We start from the raw sequence: 23,762 nt of genomic DNA on the forward strand, positions 1-23,762 counted from the left end.
TCACTTATCTTTAGACCAAGATCAGTCCACTTTTAGTTGAAGATTTACACGCCATCATATGGTACAGGATATGGCAATGGAAAAACCAATCGCCCTCGGTATTGGCAAGAAACTCGATGGTATCGGTTTCCATCGGCATAATGTCGATTATATTTTTCATCGGTGCATTTTCGCCGTGCTCATTCAGCACCCTGAAATCAAAACCGTGCAGGTGTATCGGGTGGCGCATCATTGAGTTGTTGTGAATGGTAATCCTCAAAATCTCGCCTTTCTTTACAGGTATTTTGTCGCTTTCTGCCAAGACCTTATTATCCATACTCCAAACGTAACGGTTCATATTTCCGGTAAGGGTAAATTTCAGTTCTTTTACCGGAGCATCTTTTGGCAATGTGGTATTGTGTGGCGATTTCAGCATTGCGTAATTGAGCGTTACTATATTGCTCAACGCATTGGCATTATAACGGTTGGGGTCTTCGTCCGTATTCATTTTATGGTTTTCCCCGTGATGCTCCATTGGCTGCCCATTGTCCTTAGCTTTCTTGCCCTTTTCTTCGCCTGTAATTTCAGGATACATTACTACGTTCATATCCATTTGGTTAAGGCTCATATTCATTCCCATATCGTCAAGGTCGCCGTTCATCTTCATCATATCATTCATCATCTTCATACCCTCAAAATATTTCAGGCGTGGCATTTCCCCAACATATTGTTTTGTACCGCTGCCAATAAAATAGCTTGTGGATTGGGTACGGTCTTCGGTAGTTGCCATAAATTCAAAGGCTTTACCGTCTTCGGGAATGGTAACGACTACATCGTAAGTTTCAGATACAGCGATAATCAGCCTGTCCACATCCACAGGTTGCACATCGTTGCCGTCGCTTGCCACTACGGACATTTTACCGCCTGCGTAGCGAAGCCAAAAGTAAGAGGATGCACCGCCATTAGAAATCCGCAAACGCACTTTGTCGCCTGCTTTTAACGGCTTGCCGTCAATGCTTTTCAGGTCTGTATGATGATTGCCGTTCATCAGCACACGTTCGTAATATACATCGCTCACGTCCATAGCCAACATACGTTTCCATTCGTTGGTCAGCTTGGTTTTGAATTTACCGCTTTGGATGGCTTCGGCATAGCTTTGTGTTGCGCCTTTTCTTATGGCAAACCAATCGCTTGCATTGTGCAGCATACGGTGTACATTGTTGGGATTGAGGTTCGTCCATTCGCTTAGCATTATGGGAATTTCCGGCAAATCGTCAATGCCTTTCCTGAATGTTTTGTCATCAGCCCTTTTGTGCATTATAAAGCTGCCGTACATACCAATCTGCTCCTGCAAGCCCGAATGTGAATGATACCAGTGCGTTCCGGTCTGAATAATCGGGAAACGGTAAGTATAGGTTGTGCCGGGTTCTATGGGCATTTGCGTTAAGAAAGGTACACCGTCTTCTTTATTGGGCAGGAATAGCCCGTGCCAATGCAGGGATGTACTTTCTTTCAACTGGTTATGGACAACAATTTCTGCCGTGTCGCCCTCTGTAAATTCAAGCGTGGGCATTGGGATTTGCCCGTTTACAGCGATTGCCCTTTTTTCTTTGCCTGCGTAGTTTACAACCGTATCTCTTACATACAGGTCGTAATGGACTACTTTTTGGGCAATGCTGACTTGTGATATAAAGAGTGCCAACAGGGTTAGCGGCAACAGCTTTTTGTGAAGAAATTTTTGATTATCCATTTTAAAAATAGCATTGGTTATAAAGATTAAAAGGCATTGCCTAATGAGCAATGCCTTAATGGGTATTATTTAGTTTCTGCAACTTTACCACACGTAAGCATAGATGAACCGTAGTAAGGATTTTTGATGTCCTTTTCTTTGCTCAACCAATATGCTTTTTTCATCGGGCAATACTGGTAGTAAACTGGTTGGTTTACTTTGTCGGATGGTTTTACCAGTTTCCACATTATGGTAGATACATCATTGAAAGCGGCTCTTTGCTTTTCAATGTTGTTGCCTGCCTTGCTTAATTTCTCGGTGGCTTTCTGCAATTCTGCTTTCTGTGCAAAATTGTCTTCGCTCTTTACGGCTTCGTTCAGTGCGGAAATAGCGGTGTTTGCCGCCTTGCTGTCACTGCTTACCAAAGCATTTTTTACGCTGATATAATTGTTCAGCAGGTTGCCTGTATTTTGTGCAAAAGCAGAAAATCCAAACATCATTACGGTTATTGCAACTATTAACTTTTTCATTTTTTGTTCCTTTTAAAGATTAGTGAATTGCTGATGGTATTATGCTGAAACAGGTTCAGCTTTAAAACCTTTTTTCCTGATGATTGCGACAACCTCGTCTTCGGTAATGCCCTCTGCTTTTACAGTCAGTATTTTATCGCTGTTTGTGGTGTCAACGTTCCATTCGCAGATACCGTCTGCGTTATCTAAATCTGCCTGCACTTTTGATACACAGTTACCACAGTTAAGGTTTGTCTTGAATTGAAGATTTTTACTTTCCATTGTATTGAACTTTTAATTGTTTTTGTTGGTACAAAATTCGGAACATAATGCGCTATGCTGTTTGCGATATTCCTTGTTTGATTTATGATATTTACTGATTATACCTCAAAAACGGTTCCGCTTGTAATATTTCGGTTTTGTTTTGTGACTTTTACTGATTATGGTGTTGGTTCTGAATAAGCGGAATACATTTACCGCTTAATAACGCTAACTGATTATAAAATGTCTATCAAAACCTTTCTCTCGGTTTTGCATCGGGCGATGTTGTAGCTCGGGTTCAGGAACTAAAACACTATTGCACAATCCCACTTGTGCAAAAACCTTTATTGCAAAATCACACATAACATAATTTTTAAAAATCATTATAATGACAAACGATTTGAAAAACGTTGAATACGGCTTGGATAAAATATTCGAAGGTGCACAGGACTTTTTACCGATTTTAGGAACCGACTATGTAGAGTTTTATGTAGGCAATGCGAAGCAGGCTGCCCATTATTATAAGTCCGCTTTCGGATTTCGGTCAGAGGCTTATGCCGGACTGGAAACGGGAATGAAAGACAGGGCATCTTACGTGGTAAAACAGGATAAAGTACGGTTGGTCTTAACTACCGGAATGCGGTCTAATTCTGAAATCAACGAACACGTTAAAAAACACGGCGATGGCATCAAAGTGGTTGGTCTTTGGGTGGAAGATGCCCGCAAAGTCTTTGAAGAAACCACATCGAGAGGTGCAAAAGCATTTATGGAACCTACCGTAACCACAGATAAAAACGGCGAAGTGGTACAATCGGGTATCTATGCGTATGGCGAAACCATTTTTATGTTTACCGAACGCAAAAACTACAACGGTATTTTTATGCCAGGTTATGAAAAATGGGAAACCGAATATAATCCTGCTCCTGCCGGACTGAAATATATTGACCATATGGTGGGCAATGTGGACTGGAACCAAATGGACACCTGGGTAAAATGGTTTGAGGATGTAATGGGATTTGAAAACTTTCTGTCTTTTGATGATAAGCAGGTTTCAACCGAATATTCTGCCCTGATGTCAAAAGTAATGGCAAATGGTAACGGCAGAATTAAGTTCCCGATTAACGAACCCGCAGAGGGCAAAAAGAAATCGCAGATTGAAGAGTACCTTGAATTTTATGAGGGCGAGGGTGTTCAGCATATTGCGGTAACTACGGACGATATTGTAAAGACGGTAAACGACCTTAAATCAAGAGGTGTTGAATTTCTATCAAGACCGCCACAAGCGTATTATGATGCTATTCCAGACCGTTTAAAAGCGCATATGCACCGATTTAAAGAGGATATAAAGGAATTACAGGAATTGGGTATTTTGATTGATGCAGACGAAGAGGGCTATTTATTGCAAATCTTTACAAGACCTGTGGAAGACCGCCCTACATTCTTCTTTGAGGTTATCCAAAGAATGGGTGCAAGAGGTTTTGGCGCAGGAAATTTTAAGGCTTTGTTCCAGTCTATCGAAAGAGAGCAGGAACGCAGAGGTACGTTATAATTCTATAATTTTCTTTTAATGCGAAGAGGCTGTTTCCAATATTGAAACAGCCTCTTTTTGTGTGCATTTATTTTTGGTATAGTTTACAATTTGGTTAATGTTTGTGTTCAATGTTGTTTTTGACAATTAATAAGCGATGCCTGTGATTGATGTTTTGCCATCTTCCTTTTTGGTTTAGGTCAAAAAAAACTGCCGCAGAATATTTTCGGCGGCAGTCAAATCCAACAATTAAAACTTCATTTTCTGTATTCGCACCGCATTTAGAATTGCTAATAATGCCACACCTACATCGGCAAATACGGCTTCCCACATTGTAGCCAGTCCGCCTGCTCCGAGTATCAGTACAATTGCTTTCACACCGAACGCCAAAACAATATTCTGATAAACAATTTTCTTCGTCTGTTTCCCGATATTGATAGCCATCGGGATTTTAGACGGCATATCGTCCTGTATAACCACATCGGCAGTTTCAATGGCGGCATCACTTCCTAAACCACCCATTGCGATACCCGCATCACTCAATGCAATTACAGGAGCATCGTTTACACCGTCCCCGATAAAGGCTACGCTTCCATTACGGGATTTGATTTCTTTTACTTTATTTACTTTGTCTTCGGGCAATAAATCTCCGTATGCACTGTCAATTCCTAACTGATTTGAAACGTATTGTACCACGGTATTTTTGTCCCCGCTTAACATTGTGGTTCTAACACCCATTTTACGCAGTTTGTCAACGGCGGCTTTCGCATCTACTTTAATGCTGTCAGAAATGGTTATATATCCGGCAAACTTACCACCATAAGCGATTGCTATCACGGTATAAACAATGTTTGCCGTGTCTGCATCGTGGCTGATATTGAACTTGTCAAGCAATTTGAAATTACCTACCAACAGCTCTTTACCGTTGACAGTGGTTTTTAGCCCGTGTCCGGCAATTTCTTCCGTATTTTCAAGTTTCACTGTGGTATCTACTTCTCCCCAGTAATTGTGGATTGCGGTTGCCACAGGGTGCGTACTTTGGCTTTCTAAAACATTGACAAGGTTCAGGATTTCATCTTTGTTGAACTCCGGTTTTATGAATACTTCCTGTACTTTGAAAACGCCCTCGGTCATCGTTCCTGTTTTGTCCATTACTACGTTTTCAACTTTGGCAAGAATATCAAGGAAGTTGGAACCTTTGAACAAGATACCGTTCCGGCTCGCTGCTCCAATACCACCGAAGTAACCTAACGGAATGGAAATTACCAACGCACAAGGACAAGAGATAACCAAAAATACCAATGCTCTGTACAGCCATTCGCTGAATACATAGTTATCTACAAAGAGTGCAGGCAGCAAAGTAATGGCTATTGACAGGTACACTACGATTGGCGTATAAACTTTGGAGAATTTACGGATAAATAATTCGGTGGGTGCTTTTTGAGAAGTTGCATCCTGTACCAATTCCAGAATTTTGCTCAATTTACTATCAGCGTAGTCGGTAGTAACTTTTATCTGACTTACGGTATTCAGGTTAATCATACCTGCCAGTACAGTGTCGCCTTTACCTTTGGTGTCGGGTTTACTTTCTCCTGTGAGTGCTGCTGTATTGAATGAAGCACTATCCGAAACTAATTCGCCGTCCAAGCCTAATTTTTCGCCCGGTTTCAATTGGATAATATCGCCAATGTTAGCATCTTCGGCTTTTATCACAACCGCTTTGCCTGCCCTAAGAACCGTAACTTCATCAGGACGTTGGTCTAACAGGGCTTTAATATTTCCTTTGGCTCTTGATACTGCAATGGTCTGAAAAACTTCTCCTACGGAATAAAACAACATAACGGCTACTGCTTCGGGATATTCGCCTATGGCAAATGCTCCTATTGTAGCAATACCCATTAAGAAGAACTCTGAAAAGAAATCTTTATACCGGATACTTTCTATTGCTTCTTTAATTACGGGTAGTCCGACAGGGATATAGGCAATTACATACCAAGCAATTCGTACCCATCCGGTAAACCAATCCTGTGGAAAGTAATTATCTAACCCGATGGCGATAAGCAATAAAATTAATGAGATACCCGCAGGCATAAAAAGCTGAAACGCTGTTTTGCCCTCTATGTCGTGGCTGTGGTCGTGGTCATCCCCGTGGCTGTGCCCGTGTCCGTGACTATGGTCGTGTCCGTGGTCGTGGTTATGACCACCTTTTTTGTTATGGCTGTGTTTATGACCGTGGTCGTGATGGTGGTGGCTGTGGTCGTGATGGTCTTCCTCATCATCACAATGTCCGGCATCGTCTTCACTGCAACTGCTGCCGTCAGTGTGTCCGTGTCCGTCATCTTTATGATTGGCATCTTTTAGCAAATCTGCTGCTCCTGCTTTTTCATAAATTTTCTCTGTTCTTACACAGCACAACTGATTACCCTGCGTATCATATTTGTGTTTGTGTTCCTTTTTTTTTACAAGGTTCAGATTGTTATCTGTACTGCAACATAGTTTTGACATATCTATTAATTGTTTTTAATTTCCATTTATAAGGCAAAATTACTATGGGGTTTTGGGAACTTAGTTGCAAAAGCAACACGGCTATTTTGGAGTATATAAAATTTGCCTTTTGGAAAGGAGCGGTTGCTATGCTGTGGTTTCGGTAATGAAAAAACAGCCTGTGTACCTGTCGTCAATCATTACAATAACCACCTTTTCGTTTACGTGGTCTAAACTTTCATCGTAATAGAAGTCATAAGATTTCATCCAGGCTATATTGCCGATGATGACTTCGTGTCCGTCCACAAAACCTTTAATGCCGCAGCCGGGTATCTTTTCAAATTTATCAACCGTATAATCTGATAAAGTGATTGGCGGAAGTGCTTTGAGAATAGCTTTTGCTATGGGATGCTCTGCTTTGGATTGCAGTGCTGCCGTGTATGCCATCATCGTGTCTTTTTCGGGAACGGCACATTCAAACCTGATGACTTTAAAATTATTGTTGTAGCCTACATCTGTATCTTGGGTAGGGATATATTTATCTGCCATAGTAATATTTGATTTAATTACACAGCAAAACTACCCGTTGGTTTTGGGAACTTGGTTGCAAATGAAAAGCAGCCATATCCTGAAATATGACTGCTTTTGATTAACCGATTGGGATAAAAATTATTTTTTCTTAACGAACCTCGAACATTCGTTACACATTCCTTTCATCACGAAATTGACACTTTCCAACAGAAATTTATCGGGAAGCTGAATGGGCGGTATGGAAATGCTTTCAAGGCAAAAGGTATTTTTACAACGGTTACAGTTAAAATGTACGTGCAGCTCGCCAACGGTACACATACAGGTATCACTGCAAATGGAATACTTCATTGAGCCGGAACCGTCATCAATCGTATGGATGAGCAGGTTGTCGTGAAAAAGGCTCAACGTTCTGAAAATGGTCGATTTATTGACAGTTTCCAATTCGGTTTCCAAATCGGTAAGGCTGAACGCTTTTTTAAAGTCAGACATTGTTTTAAAAATTAACAGCCTAACTGATGTTGGTTTTATACTCCTGTTCAATAATTTTTGTTCCAAGCGTTCCATTTTTAGTATTTTATATGCTGTCCGTAGCTAAGGTGATTACACAAAAATAGACAACCTTGCTGCCGACAATTTTACGATATTCTTTGTTTGATTTATGATATTTACTGTTTAGGTTTTTACAGGTAATGTATGTAGCCGATTTCGGGCAAATACATACAGTCATCGCAATTGTCGTATTCTACGGTTGCTTTTTCGGGTTGGTCGAAATTGGCTTGTAAAAAAGCATCAGAAAACAAGGCATAAGGCGGATGTTCGGCAATATGATTTTTCAGCATCTTGTGTGCTTCTACCACAGGTGCGCCGTAGAGCTTCTCGAATTTCCCGATTTTGTATTTGGTAAATTCTCCATAGTGTACGATTATCTTCAGCGAAAGCGGAATTTCGATTGCCAGTTGCATTGCCAGGCGTTTGAGTTCCTTTTGAAAATCGTTGTACATCTGTTCTATCTGCATCAGGGTTTCTTCAAAAGTGGGCAGGTTATGGTGCTTGTAAAATAGTATGGCATCGCCCTCTATTTCCGAAATTTCAAGGCAAAGGATATTGCTGTCCATTATTGATTTGAGCAGGCTTTCGGTTATATATTTACCAACAAACATATTGGATTTGATAACGAAATCTGTAAAACCTGAAATGTCGGGTCATTACCATTCCTTTTTTATTATCGGCGGTATGTTCTTGCATTATTCCATCGTATTATTAATTAAAAATGCAGGGGCGTATGACTGCCCCTGCATTTTGAGTATATCAGTGCCGTAGCATTAACTCCATTTCAACAAAAGCTATTTTATCTGCCCGATGGCTTTGCGGTACACTGCTTCGGCAATTTTGTACCGTACTTTTGCATCTAACATATTGCTGTATGCTCTCTGCCAAAGTGTTTCTGCTATCAGCACATCTTCTCCGGTAATAGTTCCGGCTTTAAAGCGGTCATTACTCAATTTAAGGTTCTCGTCAGCTTCGGTTAATGATGCCTGCATCAAATCAATATTTTTTGTCTGTAATTGCAGGTTAAGTGTTGCCTGCTCAACCTCCACATTGATTTGGCTTTTCAGTTCTTTCAAACCGTATTCAGCCGAACGGATTGTCGCTTCCTGTTGTTTTACTTTTTCCCGTTTGCTTCCCCAGTCGAAAACAGGGATATTCACGCTTAGCATACCGAAGTAGGTCAGCATATGTTTTTTGGTCGGGTCGCCAAAGTTGATGCCCTCTTTTCCAAAGGCAGCCACTCCGTTAAGTGCTAAACCAACGGTTGGTTTCAGGTCGGCTTTGAGCATACTTTTTGTTAGTTCGCCTATTTTAACGGCATTGGCAGCCAAATCAATTTCCGGTCGCACGGCATCGGTGTTTTGCAAAATGCCCTGATTTGAAAAGTCGCCCGTACTCAATGTATCAGCTACGTCTATCACTGTGGGGTCTTCCATTCCGATTAACTGGCTCCATCTTCTTTTTGCCAAAATGAGCTTGTTTTCCGCTGCCTGTAAGCGGGCTTCGTTTTCGTTTTGAAGCACCTTTGCCCGCAACACATCGTTTTTGTAAATCAATCCTGCTTCAAACTGATTGTTCAGGAAAGTGTAATGCGAAGCCAGTTGCTTTTTAACCTGCTGTTCCAGTTTTATTTCTTCCTTTGCCTGCACTACAAGCCAGTAAGCGGTTTCGGTAGCCAATAATACTTCATCTTCGACCAATCTTTGTTGAGCGTTGCTCATCTGTATATTGGTTTCCGCCATTTGCTTACCGTACTTAATTTTACCTCCGGTATAAATCGGCTGTGTAACGCTGACCATTGGTGCAAGACCATATTCGGGAAGCATTGTGTTTAACGGTTCGCCAAAGTAAAAGGCGGTTGCCGAAGCATCCAGTTTCGGTCTGCCTGCCACATCAGCAATCCGCTTGTCGGATTGGGTGGCAATTACGTCCTCTTTGGCTTTGCCTATCCTGTTGTTGTTTTTTAATGCCAGCTCTTTGCTTTCCGCAAGGGTTAATTGCTGTTGGGCAAAGAGGTTTTCTGTTCCCTGAAAGAGAGCGAAAGTGCATACAAAAACCTTTATGACTGTTTTATATCTTTTCTGTAACATAATCTCTTTTTATGATAAGTGATTTTTGGGTTGAACATTTTCGGCATTAAGCTCGTACTGCTCATCCAACTCTTTATTTTTAGGCGGTTTCACGAACCTGTAATACAATACTGGAACGATAAACAAAGTGGTAACCATTGATACCAAAATCCCGATTGAAATCGTACTTGAAATCGGTCCCCATTCGGGCGAACCACTCGACATCAACGGTATCAATCCGATTGCCGCCGCCATAGAAGTAAGGAAGATTGGTCGCATTCTTCGTTTGGCTGCTAACAGGGCTGCTTCTTTAATTGTGTGCCCGTGTTCCTTTACCAGTTCATCTGCATAGTCCACAAGGATAATTCCGTTTCGGACTACAATCCCCAATAGGGCGGTAATACCGATGATTGCCATAAACCCGAACTCGTAACCTGTAAGGAACAAGCCTAACATTGCACCAAGCAAGCTCAACGGGAACGAAGCCAGTACAATGAATACTTTACCAACACGCTTGAACTGGAATAACAGGACAAGGAAAATGAGGACGAAACTTATCATAAAAGCTTTTCCCATTTTGGGACCGCTTTCCAGTCCGTCTTCATATTCGCCACCGTAGGCAATCTTAATGCCTTTCGGTAATTTCAGGCTGTCAATTTTCGGCTGTACCTCTGCAAATACTTCTGCGGGTTTTCTGCCTAACTGTGCTTCGGAAGAAACGGTTAACGTTCTTAATCCGTTACGGTGTACAATAGCCCCAGTATGCCAAGACGGTTGTAAATCTACCACTTGCTTTAAAGGTACTTTAGCACCGAATGTTGAATTGATGTACATATTACCCAAAGCATCCAGACTTTCCCGGTCGGTTTCGTCTGTACGCAATACAATGTCGATGGCTTTATTGCCCTCCCACATCTGCGATACTGGGTAGCCTTTTATCTTTGCACCCAATGCCTGCGCAATCTGCGCTTTGCTAACGCCTAAACGCAGGGCTACATCTTCTTTAACAACGGCTTTCAGCCCTACATAATCATTCTGATAATCGGTGCGCACCCAGTTAGAGCCTTTGGTATTTTCCAGTAATGCCGCAACCTGTTTGGCTACTTTTTTCTGCTCGGTCATATCCTTGCCAATCACACGTATCTCAATCGGTGCGGGCTGCTGCTTCTTGCTTAACTGCCTTACCCGTACATAACCGTTCGGCAAGTAGTTGTTGAATTTCTGCACATACTCATCAATCATTTCAGAAGTGGCATCCTTGCTTGTGGTATTGATGAATATCTGCGCAAAGTTCTCACGTGGGTGCTCCGGTGCGTAGGTGGAGTAGAAACGTGGCGAGCTTGTACCTATAAAGCTCGCTGTGGTTACAATTCGTTTATCGCCTGCAATTTCTTTTTCTATCTTCTTAACGGCTGTTTCGGTTTCGTGGATATTTGTACCGTTATCCATCCACAATTCAAGGTTGAACTGGTTTCTTTCTACGATAGGGAAAAACTCGGTTTTTACCTGACTGCCTACCACGAACGAAAGTAAAAAGATGAATATTCCTGCTACCAACGTGGTTTTGTACCATTTCATACAGAACTCAATTGCCCTGTCGAAACCGTCCTGCATCCTGTCTAAGAAATTGCGTTTTTTCGGTTTATCATCTTGCTTTTTCAATCCTTTTTTCAGGAAGTGGTAACACATATATGGGGTCAGGAACAAGGCTACCAAGAACGAAACCGCCAAAGCGATACTAACGGTAATCGGTATCCATTGCACAAACTCCCTTGTTAGTCCGGTTAGCGTAAATGCCAACGGCAGGAACGATAGGACAATGGTTAGTGTAGCAGTAAAAATTGGAACCATTAATTGCGTTGCACTTTGCCAAGCGGCAGTCCACGACGGTATTTTTTCGTCCACTTTCTCAATGTAGTTATCCACTACGATAATGGCATCATCTACTACCATCCCCAGTACAATAATCATTGCCGCCAAACTAACCTGGTGCATTTCGATACCAAGTAAATTTAGGATAGCGAATGTTACGGCAATTGTAACAGGTGCGGCAATAGCAGAAATTGTAGCCACTCTAAACGGTAGCAGAAGCATCACTACCAAGATAACGGCGGCAATGGCAATTCCGAACTCAATAAAGAAATGCCCCAAATTCATATCCACCACTTTGGGTTGGTCGACAATAGTGTTGACCTGCACATCTGATGGCAGGATTTCTTTTACTTCAGCAACTTTTTGTGTCAGCGCATTTCCCAAATCGACAATATTCTGTCCGGGTTGCATTTCTACGGTCAGCATCATTACATCATTTCCCGCAACCGTAATTTTACTTTTCAGGTCTTCGTATCTCCTTTCGATTTTGGCTATATCACGCAAGCGGATATTGCCACCCTGCGGAGAACTATATACAATAAGGTTTCCGATTTCATTTTCATTCTGATACTGCGCATCTGTAAAAATGAGGAAACGGTTTTTGTCAATCTCAATATCGCCGCTCGGAATGGTTACATTCTGTTGGCTCAATGTTGCTGTGATTTCATTGATACCGAAGCCGTATTGTTTCAATACATCTTCACGCAGCGTAATGAATATTTGCTGCTTCTGCCCGCCGTAACGCTTGATTTTGGAAACCTGCGGAATGGTCTTAATACCGTCTTCCAGTTCGTCCAGATAATTTTCTAACTGGGCGTAAGAACGACCGGGAGCTGATACAGCAATCATTTGAACGACCACATCACCGAAGTCGCTGTTCACATACGGTCCCTGTACGCCTCGTGGCAATATCAAGGGCATATTGGCATCCAAACCGTGTTGTAAGGTGTTCCAGAATTTTTTGGTGTCTTTTACATAGTCCTGCAATTCTACCGTTACAACTACCTGTCCGGGCTTACTTTCCGAATGGGTTTTATCTTTTTTGATTTCCTCAAAACCGAACAGGTATTGTTCCAGTTTATCGGTAACTTCTTTTTCCATCTGTACTTCGTCGCTTCCGGGATAGAAAGCCACGACAAGCCCCTGTCTAACTGTTACACGGGGGTCTTCACTTCTCGGCATCGTCATTAATGAAATCAGTCCTGCAAGCACCATAATAACGGTAATCGCTATCGGTACTTGCGGAAATTTCATTGCCGCTTCAATGATGTTTATTTTCCTTTTCATAAATTATTCAGTTTTTGGAGCGGAGGTTGTTACCGATGCTGTTTCTGCTTTTACTTTTTGCCCGTCTTTGACGTTTTTTTGTCCGGCAAGGATAATGGTTTGGTTTTCTTCAAGCCCATTGGTAATAATGACTTCATCGCCTACGATTTTGCCAACGGTTACCCTTGTCAGCTTGGCGTTGTTGTTCTTATCTACCACGTACACGTGAGGGATTTTATCAACGTTGTTCACGATAGCGGTAAGCGGTACACGTACCTGCTTAACCTTAACTGGAACGCCTGCAAGCACTTGGGTAATCATTCCCGGCATCAGCACACCACCGGGATTGTCAAGGCGTACTTTCAGTGTATATGCTTTGGAAATTTCATCAGCCACGGGATTGATGATTGTGATTTTGCCCGTGAAATTGCGTTGCAATGTAGGTATGTGCATATCCACCTGCATCCCTTGTTTAAAGTTCCCGATTTCGCTTTCGGGTACTGCGAACTGCGCATATACCATATCCGTTTTTACGATGGTAAAGGCAGGTACTCCCGGTGCTGCGATACCGCCCACCTCGGCGGCTTTCACGGTTATAATTCCGTTGGTAGGCGAATGCAGGCGGCTGTCGGAAATGCGCTTGCGGTTAATCTTTTTGTTTGCCTGCGCCTGTGCTACTTTGGTTTTGATGTCGATGTAATCCTTTTCGGGGAAGCTCCCTTTTTTGTACAGTTCATCAAATCTTCTGAACGCATCCTCGCTCTGTTCAAGGCTTGCATTGGCAATCTGCAATGCGGCTTCGTACTCGGTGGCATCAATGCTTGCAAGGAATTGTCCTTTGCTTACACGTTGTCCCTCATTTACGCCCACACTGTTAATTGTTCCGCTTACGGCAAAACTTACGGTAGTCATATTATCGGGTACAATAGAACCCGAATAGGAAACGGACTGCTCTGTTTCCGAACTGTTGATGGTGGCTACGGTTACTACCGGAGGCTCCTCTTTTAACTGTTTTTCTGCTTGTTGCTTACAGCTTTGTATTAAGCCTGCTCCCATTACGAAGAGGGATAGCAAGCCAATTTTATGTGTTCTCATTTTAAATTTATTTTGTTACTTAATTTTTGGAGCAATGCGCTATTGATTTTTCCTGTTTCAACATATTTTTAAATTCTATGGCAAAGCTATCCGTCAGTTTTGGGAACCTGGTTGCAAATGCTGAATAGCTTTTTTGTTATCCTTTGTTCGGGCGTAAAACGGAACGGGGTTCTCCTGCAAATAGCCGGATTAAGTGCAGTTGTTGTATCTGTCATCTTATTTGTTGTTAAACTTTGAAAATCTTAAAATATCAGGAGCAAAGGTCGGGTTAGCGCCATAGAGCAGCCATACGAAATGACGGGTAAAAGTTGTGAAATTTACTTTTTTGAATGGCTTGTATGTGCCGTAAACAAACAGAGCTACTGATGTTTCAGTAGCTCCGATGTCCGCATTAATAAATTCAGCGTATTGCCTTGTTGATGGATTGAAAAACCCTTAATGCGGGGTATGCTCTTCGTCCATTTGCATATTTAGGGTATGCTCGTGCTCCTGCTTTACCTGCCTGAAATAGCTTGATGTAAAGCCTGTGTGCTTTTTCAACTGGTTGGAAAGGTATGCCTGACTGCTGTACCCCAATAGGTGGGCAATCTCGGTCAAAGACATTTCGGTATCTGCCAAAAGCTCTTTTACCTTTTCAATTTTCCGATGAATGATGTACTTTTCAAGTGTTATTCCCTCTGCCGAAGAAAATAAGGCACTCAATGTATCGTAGTTCTTGTGCAGCTTATTACTGATTAAGGTCGTGAATTTGGTAGGCGTTCCGCTATCCAGTTGCATCCTGATACCTTTTTCTACCAACTCTTTTATCTTGTTTATCGTTTTTTGGTTTTTGTCGTACATCAGCTCAAATCCGTTGCTTTTCAGCATCGTTTTGATTGCTCCCAACTTCTGCGAAAAGTCTTCCGTATCTTTTAAAACCACTTGTCCCAGTTTTATATCCAAAACCTCAAAACCCAAAGCTGTCATTTCCTGTTCAAGAACATACATACATCTATTGCACACCATTCCTTTTATTAATAGTGTCATAGCTTCTAAAAATTGTATTAATCCCTTTATTCAGGGGTCAAAATTCTGCATTTGCTACCTACAAAGTGTTATGATATTCCGGTTTTGTTTTGTGAAATTTTATGAAAATCGGTGCAGTAACATTAAATATTATAAACTTACTTGTGTGCGGTATTACTGTACCGTAACACAAACATCCGCATTCATCGGGTAGCTTTGGCAAAGCAAAATTATTCCCTCTGCAATATCCTGTTCGGTCAATGCGGCATTGTTTAGCATCCGAACTTCTCCGTCTGTCTTTACAGCCCAACAAGCTCCGCAGGTTCCGTTCTTACAAGAACTCGGCACATTGATATGATGGGCTTTCATCGCATCCAAAAGCGACTGCTTCGGCTGAACCTCAATGAGCGATGTACATTCAAAAGTCTGCGTTTCATCATTAATGTAATTTTCCTCGTAGTAGTTTACAATCACATCTTTGGCATTGCCGTCCGTTTCCATATTGCCCGCATCTATCGGTATGGGGTCGAAGTATTCCAAATGGATATGCGTTTCGGGAATGTTCAAGCCCGTTAAGGCATCCCTGTACAAATCCATCAGCCCATTGGGTCCGCAGATGTAATAATGGGCTTCGGCAACCTCGCCAACCAGTCTTTTGATGACGGAACGCAAAACAAGCAAATTGAACCTGCCTGCAACGTGGTTGATTTTGGTTGAAACAAATTCGGGTGCGGTAAAGGAATAGCAGATGTTCAGCTTTTCATCCGCCTGCATCGCTTCCAGTTCATTCCAGAATATAGTATCTTCCGGCGATTTGTTGCTGTACACCAGTAAGGGAATTGGATTGGTGCTTTCAATGCTTTTCAGCATTGCGTATAACGGCGAAATACCGCTGCCGCCTGCCAATAGTACGATTTGGGATTGTTCTGCTATCGGTTTTTCCAAAACAAAGTTTCCAAAGGGTGCTTCTATTTCCCAGTTTTCGATATGGTCTGCATTATCCAAAATGTAATTGCTCATTTTTCCGCCTGTGACCCTTTTAATGGTAACGGCGGGAAATTCTTCAGACGGCTTAGAACTGAACGAATACGAACGTATGAGCAGTTCGCCGTTTACCGTAAGCCTGATATTAAGGTATTGACCGGGCAGATAGGTAAATGCCTGCTGCGCTGTGTCAAAGTATATGGTAATGGTGTCTTCGGTTTCCTTTATAATTTTGTGTGTCTGCCACGTGTATTTCTTCATCTCTCGGTAGTTTCCTGTCTTCCATTGCTTATAAAAAGAAAACCTCTGCTTTAGTACACAAAGAGAGGTTAATGAAGACTTTTATTTAAAAGTTTGCTGTTCTGACATTATAATTTGTTTTGTCTATCCTGCTGTCTTTTGATGATTTCGAGCTTGTTTTTTCGTATTTGCTTAAAATGTGCAGACGTTAATCCTGTATAGGTTATTAACTGACCCGATAGTTCAGTCGGCTTTTGGTAGCCTAATGCTTTTGCTATCTGCGATATGGATTGTTCGGTGTACACCAGTAATTCTTTTACCTTTTCGATAATACGCTTTATAAAAATAATTTCAAGGGTGATATTGCATTTAACAAGGAGCAGGTTATTCAACTGCTGGTAATCCGTTTGTAGCTCGTTAGTAATTTGGACGGTAAATGGTGCGGATGTACCTGTATCCAATCGTGTCTGAATATTCAGGTCTGCTACCCCGCAAACTTTCGTCATTATTTCCGAACAGTCGCCTGAATTTTGTTTATGTGACATAGCTTCTTATTTATGGAACAACGTTCTAAAGTGTTTCATATTTTCTTTGAAATAGTTTCGAGAAAAAAATCCCGGAGACGCACTTTCATACATTCCCGGGATTGCCCAAATTTAATTGCAGCATCCGGTTGAGCAACTTGAAGCCTCATTGCTGTCGCCGCCAACTTTGTAGCCTGCTTTTTCAATCGCCTCAACCAGCTCTTCTTTTACTTCATCGCTTTCAACTGAAACAGCCAATTTTCCTGCTTCTAATTTTTCGATTTTGATGCCGTCTATGTCTTTGATAGCACCGTTTACTCTTGCCTGGCAGTGTGCACTTTGCATATCTGGTATGCTTAATTCTACATTTTTCATTTTGAACTTGTTTTTTTATTGTTCTACAAATTTCCGTATTTAACGGTGAGTTACTATTATGCTATTCCTTGTAAGATTTGTGATTTTTACTGATTTAGAAATTGCCGTATTATTCTACAATGAACTTGCCTTTCATATAGATGTAATGACCAGGAAACGAGCATAGGAAATCATACGAACCTTTTGCCGGAGCAGCAAAGGTGATTTCGGCGGTTTGCCCGCCGCCAATCATATCGGTTTTGGCAATAATGGAGTTTTCCATTCCCTTTGGAATGTAGCCGTTCTCCTTAGCATCTATTGATGCATTGGCAAAGGCGTTAAAGTCTGTCCCTTGTGCAAGAATGACAACATTGTGCCCCATAGCTTCAATCGGTGCTTTGCCGATGTGCTTCAGAATGAGCTTTACAGTTTGTCCCTCTTTGGCTTTAAGTTCGGTCTTGTCGAATTTCATATCATCTCCGCCATTAATGGTAATTACGGCTTCGTTACCAGTTTCTGCTGGTGCAACCGTTTCTTCTGTTTCGGGATAAAGGCTTTCCTTTGCCTTTTCTTCTTTTGGTGTATTGTTACAGGCAGTAAAAGCGATTACCGACAATGCTAACACTAACTTTTTCATTTCTATTTGAGATTTTATTTGTTTTCTGATATTGCAAATTTCAGCACATTACGGCAGTTCCTTATTACGCTTTTCCCTGATAGATTTGTGATATTTACTGATTTGGAAGTGCATAAAAAAACGGCAGTTCCTGTTGAATGGAACTACCGTTAAGCAAACGCAATAAAGCTAAATTCGATGATTATTTTTTCAGTTTATCCGCAGGTGGGTTGTAGTCTGCCAAAGCAGTTACCCTTACCGTATCTACTCCTGTAATATCCCAAGTGATAGGTATCATTACCATATATTCGCACTTCGGGCACATATCGCCCTGCGAACCTATCATTTCTTTATGCCCCGGACAACCCGTAATCAGGTGTCCTGACGCATCAACTAATTCGCCTTTTTCATTTCTGTTTTTTGCGGTTGTTTTTTCGGCAGGTTTTTCAACCTGTTCCGTAGCGTGGTCGTGTCCATCGCCCGCTGTGTGTACGTGTCCGTCCTTTGCTGTTTTGGTATCGCCACCGCAAGATGCCAAGAGGATAGTTAACGAGGCGAATGCGCCTATCAATAATTTGCTCACTTTCATTTCTATTTCCTTTTTAGAGATTAAAACTTGTTTTTAAATAGTATTCAACTGAATTAATGATGATGATGGTCGTGTCCTGATGGGTCTGCCTTTACATTGCACAATACTGAATTATCGTGTGTATGGGCAGGTGTTTCTAACTGAATAGTTACGTGATGAATGTTCAGGTGTTCCAAATCGTGCTCTATTTTACGAAGCATTACTTCACTTTCTCCAATCGTCATTTTTTCATCAACTACGGCGTGGCAGGTAAGGGCGTTCAAACCGCTTGTAATCGTCCAGATATGCAGGTCGTGAATGCCGCTGATACCGTTGGTGTTCAGGATTTTTCCAGTTACCTTTTCAACCTCAACATTCTCCGGTGTGCCCTCCATTAATACGTGTACCGATGATTTGGTTACTAAATAACCGCTTCTCAATACCAGTATGGAAACGATAACACTTGCCAATGGGTCTGCCCATCCCCAACCAAAGAACATAATGAGCAAGGCTGCGATGATAGCACCAACCGAACCAAGCATATCGCTGATTACGTGCAGGTATGCGCCACGCATATTGAGGTTTTCTTTTACGTCAGCCCCACGCATCATTATCCAGGCTACAAGCACATTAACGAGTAAGCCGATGAATGCCACGATGAGCATACCGCTTGATTGAATTTCCGGCGGGTTTTGGAAGCGTTCTATCGCTTCGTAAATGATATAAGCTGAAATCAAAATCAGCGTTGCGCCGTTGATAACCGCCGCCAGTATTTCAAATCTTTTGTAGCCGTAGGTCTTGCCGTAGTCGGCTACCTTGCTGCTGAACTTAAATGCCATCAATGCAATGAACAATGATACCGCATCGCTCAACATATGTCCGGCATCTGCTAATAATGCAAGGCTGTTTGTCAGTAATCCGCCGATTACCTCTACTGCCATATACAACGTAATGATAACCAAGCTAATGGTTAAGGTCTTTTTATTCGCACTGTGCGAGTGGCTGTGCCCGTGGTCGTGTCCCATATTCTTTCTTAATTATTCGTTGCCTAATTGTGGAACTTCCATTCCAAAACCTTTGTACAATCTTGTATAATAATCTGAAAATGCGTTTAAGTGGGATAAGGCAATTTTTGCCGTAAGAATAGGGTCATTACCTGTTACATTGGTTGCCTCATCTTGCAAGCCGTGTTCCAGTTCCACTTCAAGCCCTACACGAAACTCATTTAATGGAATTTTATTCCAGTCAATATTCAACTGGTCGCCAATAGATTTGGCTTGCTCTGCCGTAAAATGTGTTTTCTTTTCCATTGTCTTTAATTTTTTAGAAGTTATTTTTTCCATTTTAAACGTAAACTATTGCTTACCACACTCACACTGCTTAATGCCATTGCCGCTCCTGCAATCATCGGGTTTAATAAGAAGCCGTTGATTGGGTAAAGAATACCTGCTGCAATAGGAATACCGATAAGGTTGTAGATGAATGCCCAGAACAGGTTTTGCTTAATGGTAGCAACGGTCTGCTTTGATAATCTTATTGCCTGTGGTATTTTGGTAAGGTCTGATGAAATGATGGTCATTTTAGCTACGTCCATTGCGATATCCGAACCTTTACCCATTGCGATACTGACATCGGCTGTTGCTAAAGCTGTACTGTCATTGATACCATCGCCAACCATCGCTACCACTTTGCCTTGTTGTTGCAGTTCTTTTACAAAGTCGGCTTTGTGCTGTGGCAATACTTCCGCTTTGTAATGCTTGATACCTGTTTGTTGTGCAATGGCTTTGGCAGTTGCTTCGTTATCTCCGGTCAGCATATACAGGTCAATGCCCATATCCTGCATTTCTTTGATAGCTGCTACCGATGTTTCTTTGATTTTATCGGAAATAGCCACTACCGAAAGTGCCTGTTTGCTGTTTGCAAACCAAATAACGGTTTTGGACTGTTTGCCCCATTCATCGGCTTGCAGTTGCAGTTGCTCCCCAATGGTAATCTTGTTTTCAGCTAAGAGCTTTTTATTACCTACAAAATAGGTTTCGTTATTGTGATTGGCTTTTGCTCCTTTACCTGTAATACTGTCGAAGTTTGATAACGTAGTGGTAGAAACTCCGTCCAGATGTTTAACAACGGCTTCCGCCAACGGGTGTTCCGATTGTTTTTCGATGCTCAATAAAATATCTTTGGTCGCATCGTCATTGTTCAGCCATTGGATGCCTGTAACCTGTGGTCTTCCCTCGGTAATGGTTCCGGTTTTGTCTAAAACGATAGCGTTTACTTTTTTAGCCAATTCCAGACTTTCCGCATCTTTAATCAAAATACCGTTTTCAGCACCTTTACCAACGCCCACCATAATAGCGGTTGGTGTTGCCAAGCCCAAAGCACAAGGACAAGCAATAACCAATACGGTAACGGCTGCCAATAATCCCTGTACTACACCGTTATCGCCACCCAAAATGAACCATAGTACAAATGTCAGGATAGCAATACCCATTACTACCGGAACGAAAATACCTGCGATTTTATCGACCAATTTCTGTACCGGAGCTTTGCTTCCCTGTGCATCCTGTACCATTTTGATGATTTGGGCAAGCATTGTTTCTTTGCCCACTTTAACCGCCTTGAACTGGAAGCTGCCTTTTTGGTTGATTGTACCTGCAAATACCTTTTCGTTTTCTTTTTTCAGTACAGGTACAGGCTCGCCGCTTAGCATACTTTCATCTACATACGAATTGCCCGATACCACCATACCATCTACCGCAATTTTTTCGCCTGGCTTAACTAAGATAATATCGCCTGCGTTCACATCTTCGATGGCTTTTTGTCTTTCCGTACCGTCAGCTTCTATCACGATAACCGTTTTCGGCTGTAAGCCCATCAGTTTTTTAATAGCTGATGAGGTGTTTCCTTTGGCTTTTTCTTCCAGCAGCTTACCTAACAGAATGAATGCGATAATAACGGCGGCTGCTTCAAAATACACGTGAGCGTGTAAGCCTCTCTGATGCCAAAAGTCCATAAACAGCATATTGAATACACTGAATATATAAGCAATACCTGTACTCAATGCTACGAGGGTATCCATATTGGCAGAACGGTGTTTTGCCTGTTTCCACGCATTAATAAAGAAGTCTTTACCTAACCAAAGGACTACCGGAGTGGAGAATGCCCACATTATCTCATTACCGTAAGGCATATCCATAAAGAACATACCGATAATGACTACCGGAAGCGATAGGATTACCGCCCAAATGGTTTTGTTTTTAAGTTTTCTGAATTTTTCGGCGTGGATAGCTTCTAATGTTTCCTGCTGCTTGTTTTCGTCTTCAAGCAGTAAGTCATAACCGCCATCCTGTACCGCCTTTCTGATTTGCTCGGAATTGGTCATATTCGGCAGGAACTCCACGGTAAGGTTGCCCGTACCAAAGTTTACCGAAGCATCTACCACGCCCGGAGCGTATTTTACCATACTCTCGGCACTGCCCGCACAAGATGCGCAGGTCATACCCAATACGGGATATGTATGTTTAACGGTTGGAACGCCGTAGCCTAAATCTTTAATCGCTTTTACAGCTTCTCCTACTACCTCGTTATCATTTACGGTAATAGCCGCCCTGCGGTTATTTAGCTCTACTTTGTGGGTTTCTACGCCTTTTACCTGTGCCAGTCCTTTTTCGACTATCAATGCACAGTGTTCGCTTTCTACATCCTCTAAAGGAATGTAAACTGTTTCTTTATTTGTTGCCATATTTCGATTGCTTTGTTTTCACATTGCAAAGTTGGCAACAATAAGGGGGAGTTCTATTGTGAAATTATGGGTTTGATTTGTAAGATTTACTTAAACCTTATCCAAAGGCTTGCGCTTGTCTTCCCGTATCTGCTTGAAATGGCTTGGTGTAAGTCCGGTTACTTTCTTGAACTGGTTGCTCAAATACGCCACGCTCGAATAATTCATACGGTCGGCAATTTCGCTTAAAGACAGCTCATCATATACCAAAAGCTCTTTTACCTTTTCTACTTTCTGTGCGATAAAATATTTCTCAATGGTCGTGCCCTCAATATCGGAAAACAGGTTGGAAAGATAGTTGTAGTCGTTGTGCAGCGCATCGCTCAATACATCCGAATGATTGGTTTTGGCATCATTGTCCTGATGGTGCACCAAATCAATGATAACATTTTTTATCTTCTCAATCATCCGGCTCTTTTTGTCGTCAATGACCTGAAAGCCCAAAGGGTCTAAAACATTTTCCAATGCTTCACGCTCTTTTGTGGTTAAATCTTTTTTAAGGGTTATTTCGCCCAACTTTATATTGTTAGCCTCTATACCGAGCTTGTCGAGTTCGTTTTGAACTACGAGAATACAACGGTTGCAGACCATATTTTTGATAAATAATTTGCTCATATTTCCCTAAATCACTGTTCATATTATTGCATAAATACGCAAAGACAAATTTAGGATTAAAATTTAAGTATTTATTGATTGTGAGCGACTAAGTGATACGGGTAAGGTTTTTTACAGGAGAAAACAGGCATAAATGGTTCAAAATCTTCCCCATTGTAGGGGCATATTGGCAGTTAAATCCCTGTTTATTAATAACATTTGTGCAGGTACACTGTATCAGTAACAAAGTATCAGTAACAAAATCCTCCCTACTATGAGAAAATCATTAGGCAATATTGTTAGCGAAATTCAGGAGAAGGAACGGAAACTATCACTTACGTGCTCGGGGCTGATTGAAGAGGCTTTTCAAATGACGGTTTATCTTCAGGAGCTACTGGTTTCGTCAAAAGAATGTGTTTTAAATTCGGGCTTTGTCAATGAGGCAAAAGAGATTGAGTTTTTCAAAATGGTTAAACCCCAAATCCTGGGCAAACTCATCTACTACAATAAGCTCTACCGGATAGAAACCGCTTGCCCGGTTAATAACGGGAAAATGTATCATACTTATTTCGCTAACCATTTACAGGAGTTAAAGATTGAATTTAGGGAACATATCTGCAACTCCCATTTTTATAGGTACTACCGTTCGGGCAGGGTGGATAAGGATAACGAATACTTTAAGCGAGGGCAGATAAATTACCTCGATGGGCTTAACAGTTACGTCTTTGAAATCGACCCGCAATTCTCTACCTATTACGATTACAAAGTAGCCCGCATCATCGCTAATGACCTATTATACGCCTACCTCTTAACCAAAATCAACCCCGAAGATAATCTCGATGTATATTTTCAGAACGCAGAAGGTATCAAAGAACTTTCTTGGACGGACAGCAAAAACGCACTGGTTGAGCTGATGTATGCCCTGTACGCATCGGGCGCTATTTCAGGTGGTAAAATCGGCATCCGAAAGCTCACTGCCATTTCGCAGGTCTTATTCCGAATTTCACTGACCGATGTGCATCACGCATTCCATAGAATGAAAACCCGTGCAGGCTCACGGACATTATTTTTAGACCAGTTGAAACAGGCTCTTGAAGAATATATGGATAAGGATTTATAAATAGTCCGTCCGTAAAGGGTTTGAAAGCAATACACATTCCGTATTGCTTTTTTTTGTGCCTGCACTTACCCATATATGCCAATTGGCAAATGGACTTATTTCCA

21 protein-coding genes and 1 pseudogene are annotated in these 23,762 nt (G+C 41.7%); 2 read left to right on the plus strand and 20 right to left on the minus strand.

The annotated features are described in order from the left end of the window. Nucleotides 1-49: 49 nt before the first annotated feature. The 3 genes and pseudogenes from AACM45_RS17250 to AACM45_RS17260 all read right to left on the minus strand — a co-directional run. Nucleotides 50-1,729: pseudogene (locus AACM45_RS17250) on the minus strand (multicopper oxidase domain-containing protein); the annotation flags it as partial. Nucleotides 1,730-1,794: 65 nt separating this feature from the next. Next, nucleotides 1,795-2,238 (minus strand): DUF3347 domain-containing protein, encoded by a 444-nt coding sequence (locus tag AACM45_RS17255; RefSeq protein ID WP_120182570.1) that lies wholly within the window; start codon nucleotides 2,236-2,238, stop codon nucleotides 1,795-1,797. Between the two features lie 39 nt (nucleotides 2,239-2,277). Further along, nucleotides 2,278-2,499, minus strand: coding sequence for a heavy-metal-associated domain-containing protein (locus AACM45_RS17260; RefSeq protein ID WP_120182569.1), 222 nt, complete (start codon nucleotides 2,497-2,499; stop codon nucleotides 2,278-2,280). A gap of 367 nt (nucleotides 2,500-2,866) precedes the next feature. Between AACM45_RS17260 and hppD the strand changes: the two genes are divergently transcribed. Then, on the plus strand, nucleotides 2,867-4,027 hold the full coding sequence (gene hppD, locus AACM45_RS17265) for a 4-hydroxyphenylpyruvate dioxygenase (protein ID WP_050377144.1): 1,161 nt from the start codon (nucleotides 2,867-2,869) through the stop codon (nucleotides 4,025-4,027). Between the two features lie 228 nt (nucleotides 4,028-4,255). On the opposite strand, the gene AACM45_RS17270 is transcribed toward hppD, so the two are convergent. From AACM45_RS17270 to AACM45_RS17350, 17 genes are all read right to left on the minus strand, one after another. Further along, entirely contained in the window at nucleotides 4,256-6,511 is a 2,256-nt protein-coding gene (locus tag AACM45_RS17270; RefSeq protein ID WP_050377143.1) for a heavy metal translocating P-type ATPase, read from the minus strand. A gap of 126 nt (nucleotides 6,512-6,637) precedes the next feature. Next, nucleotides 6,638-7,039, minus strand: coding sequence for an HAD family hydrolase (locus AACM45_RS17275; protein ID WP_050377142.1), 402 nt, complete (start codon nucleotides 7,037-7,039; stop codon nucleotides 6,638-6,640). 120 nt (nucleotides 7,040-7,159) lie between these two features. Beyond that, nucleotides 7,160-7,585, minus strand: a complete 426-nt coding sequence (locus AACM45_RS17280; RefSeq protein ID WP_082171028.1) for a Fur family transcriptional regulator — start codon at nucleotides 7,583-7,585, stop codon at nucleotides 7,160-7,162. Nucleotides 7,586-7,701: 116 nt separating this feature from the next. Beyond that, nucleotides 7,702-8,181, minus strand: a complete 480-nt coding sequence (locus tag AACM45_RS17285) for a DUF2652 domain-containing protein (protein WP_339144243.1) — start codon at nucleotides 8,179-8,181, stop codon at nucleotides 7,702-7,704. A 183-nt stretch (nucleotides 8,182-8,364) separates the two neighbouring features. After that, nucleotides 8,365-9,660 (minus strand): TolC family protein, encoded by a 1,296-nt coding sequence (locus AACM45_RS17290; RefSeq protein ID WP_292968514.1) that lies wholly within the window; start codon nucleotides 9,658-9,660, stop codon nucleotides 8,365-8,367. Between the two features lie 9 nt (nucleotides 9,661-9,669). After that, complete coding sequence (locus AACM45_RS17295) at nucleotides 9,670-12,798, minus strand: efflux RND transporter permease subunit (protein ID WP_304144919.1); 3,129 nt, start codon at nucleotides 12,796-12,798, stop codon at nucleotides 9,670-9,672. A 3-nt stretch (nucleotides 12,799-12,801) separates the two neighbouring features. Beyond that, nucleotides 12,802-13,872: an efflux RND transporter periplasmic adaptor subunit gene (locus tag AACM45_RS17300; protein ID WP_225603953.1), complete on the minus strand. Its 1,071-nt coding sequence runs from the start codon at nucleotides 13,870-13,872 to the stop codon at nucleotides 12,802-12,804. Nucleotides 13,873-14,307: 435 nt separating this feature from the next. Next, nucleotides 14,308-14,898 carry a helix-turn-helix domain-containing protein gene (locus AACM45_RS17305; protein ID WP_225603954.1) on the minus strand — a complete coding sequence of 197 codons (591 nt, stop codon included), beginning with the start codon at nucleotides 14,896-14,898 and terminating at the stop codon, nucleotides 14,308-14,310. Between the two features lie 153 nt (nucleotides 14,899-15,051). Next, on the minus strand, nucleotides 15,052-16,122 hold the full coding sequence (locus tag AACM45_RS17310; RefSeq protein WP_225603955.1) for an iron-sulfur cluster-binding domain-containing protein: 1,071 nt from the start codon (nucleotides 16,120-16,122) through the stop codon (nucleotides 15,052-15,054). A gap of 107 nt (nucleotides 16,123-16,229) precedes the next feature. Beyond that, the gene (locus AACM45_RS17315) at nucleotides 16,230-16,646 is read right to left on the minus strand and encodes a hypothetical protein (protein ID WP_225603956.1); all 417 of its coding nucleotides are present in this window, start codon (nucleotides 16,644-16,646) and stop codon (nucleotides 16,230-16,232) included. Between the two features lie 111 nt (nucleotides 16,647-16,757). Next, nucleotides 16,758-17,000 carry a heavy-metal-associated domain-containing protein gene (locus tag AACM45_RS17320; protein WP_225603957.1) on the minus strand — a complete coding sequence of 81 codons (243 nt, stop codon included), beginning with the start codon at nucleotides 16,998-17,000 and terminating at the stop codon, nucleotides 16,758-16,760. 109 nt (nucleotides 17,001-17,109) lie between these two features. Next, the gene (locus tag AACM45_RS17325; protein WP_225603958.1) at nucleotides 17,110-17,616 is read right to left on the minus strand and encodes a plastocyanin/azurin family copper-binding protein; all 507 of its coding nucleotides are present in this window, start codon (nucleotides 17,614-17,616) and stop codon (nucleotides 17,110-17,112) included. 181 nt (nucleotides 17,617-17,797) lie between these two features. Further along, nucleotides 17,798-18,184 carry a hypothetical protein gene (locus AACM45_RS17330; protein WP_225603959.1) on the minus strand — a complete coding sequence of 129 codons (387 nt, stop codon included), beginning with the start codon at nucleotides 18,182-18,184 and terminating at the stop codon, nucleotides 17,798-17,800. 53 nt (nucleotides 18,185-18,237) lie between these two features. Further along, nucleotides 18,238-19,188, minus strand: coding sequence for a cation diffusion facilitator family transporter (locus AACM45_RS17335; protein ID WP_225603960.1), 951 nt, complete (start codon nucleotides 19,186-19,188; stop codon nucleotides 18,238-18,240). A 12-nt stretch (nucleotides 19,189-19,200) separates the two neighbouring features. Beyond that, nucleotides 19,201-19,473: a DUF5661 family protein gene (locus AACM45_RS17340; RefSeq protein WP_225603961.1), complete on the minus strand. Its 273-nt coding sequence runs from the start codon at nucleotides 19,471-19,473 to the stop codon at nucleotides 19,201-19,203. A gap of 20 nt (nucleotides 19,474-19,493) precedes the next feature. Then, the gene (locus tag AACM45_RS17345; RefSeq protein ID WP_225603962.1) at nucleotides 19,494-21,905 is read right to left on the minus strand and encodes a heavy metal translocating P-type ATPase; all 2,412 of its coding nucleotides are present in this window, start codon (nucleotides 21,903-21,905) and stop codon (nucleotides 19,494-19,496) included. A gap of 90 nt (nucleotides 21,906-21,995) precedes the next feature. Beyond that, a complete protein-coding gene (locus AACM45_RS17350) occupies nucleotides 21,996-22,559 on the minus strand; it encodes a helix-turn-helix domain-containing protein (RefSeq protein ID WP_339144247.1) in 564 nt (187 codons plus the stop codon). A gap of 253 nt (nucleotides 22,560-22,812) precedes the next feature. Here AACM45_RS17350 and AACM45_RS17355 point away from each other — a divergent pair, with 253 nt between their 5' ends. Further along, nucleotides 22,813-23,658, plus strand: a complete 846-nt coding sequence (locus AACM45_RS17355) for an RteC domain-containing protein (RefSeq protein WP_249601195.1) — start codon at nucleotides 22,813-22,815, stop codon at nucleotides 23,656-23,658. Nucleotides 23,659-23,762: the final 104 nt, after the last annotated feature.

The organism is Croceitalea sp. MTPC5 (assembly GCF_036985505.1).
Taxonomy (GTDB): Bacteria; Bacteroidota; Bacteroidia; order Flavobacteriales; family Flavobacteriaceae; genus Croceitalea.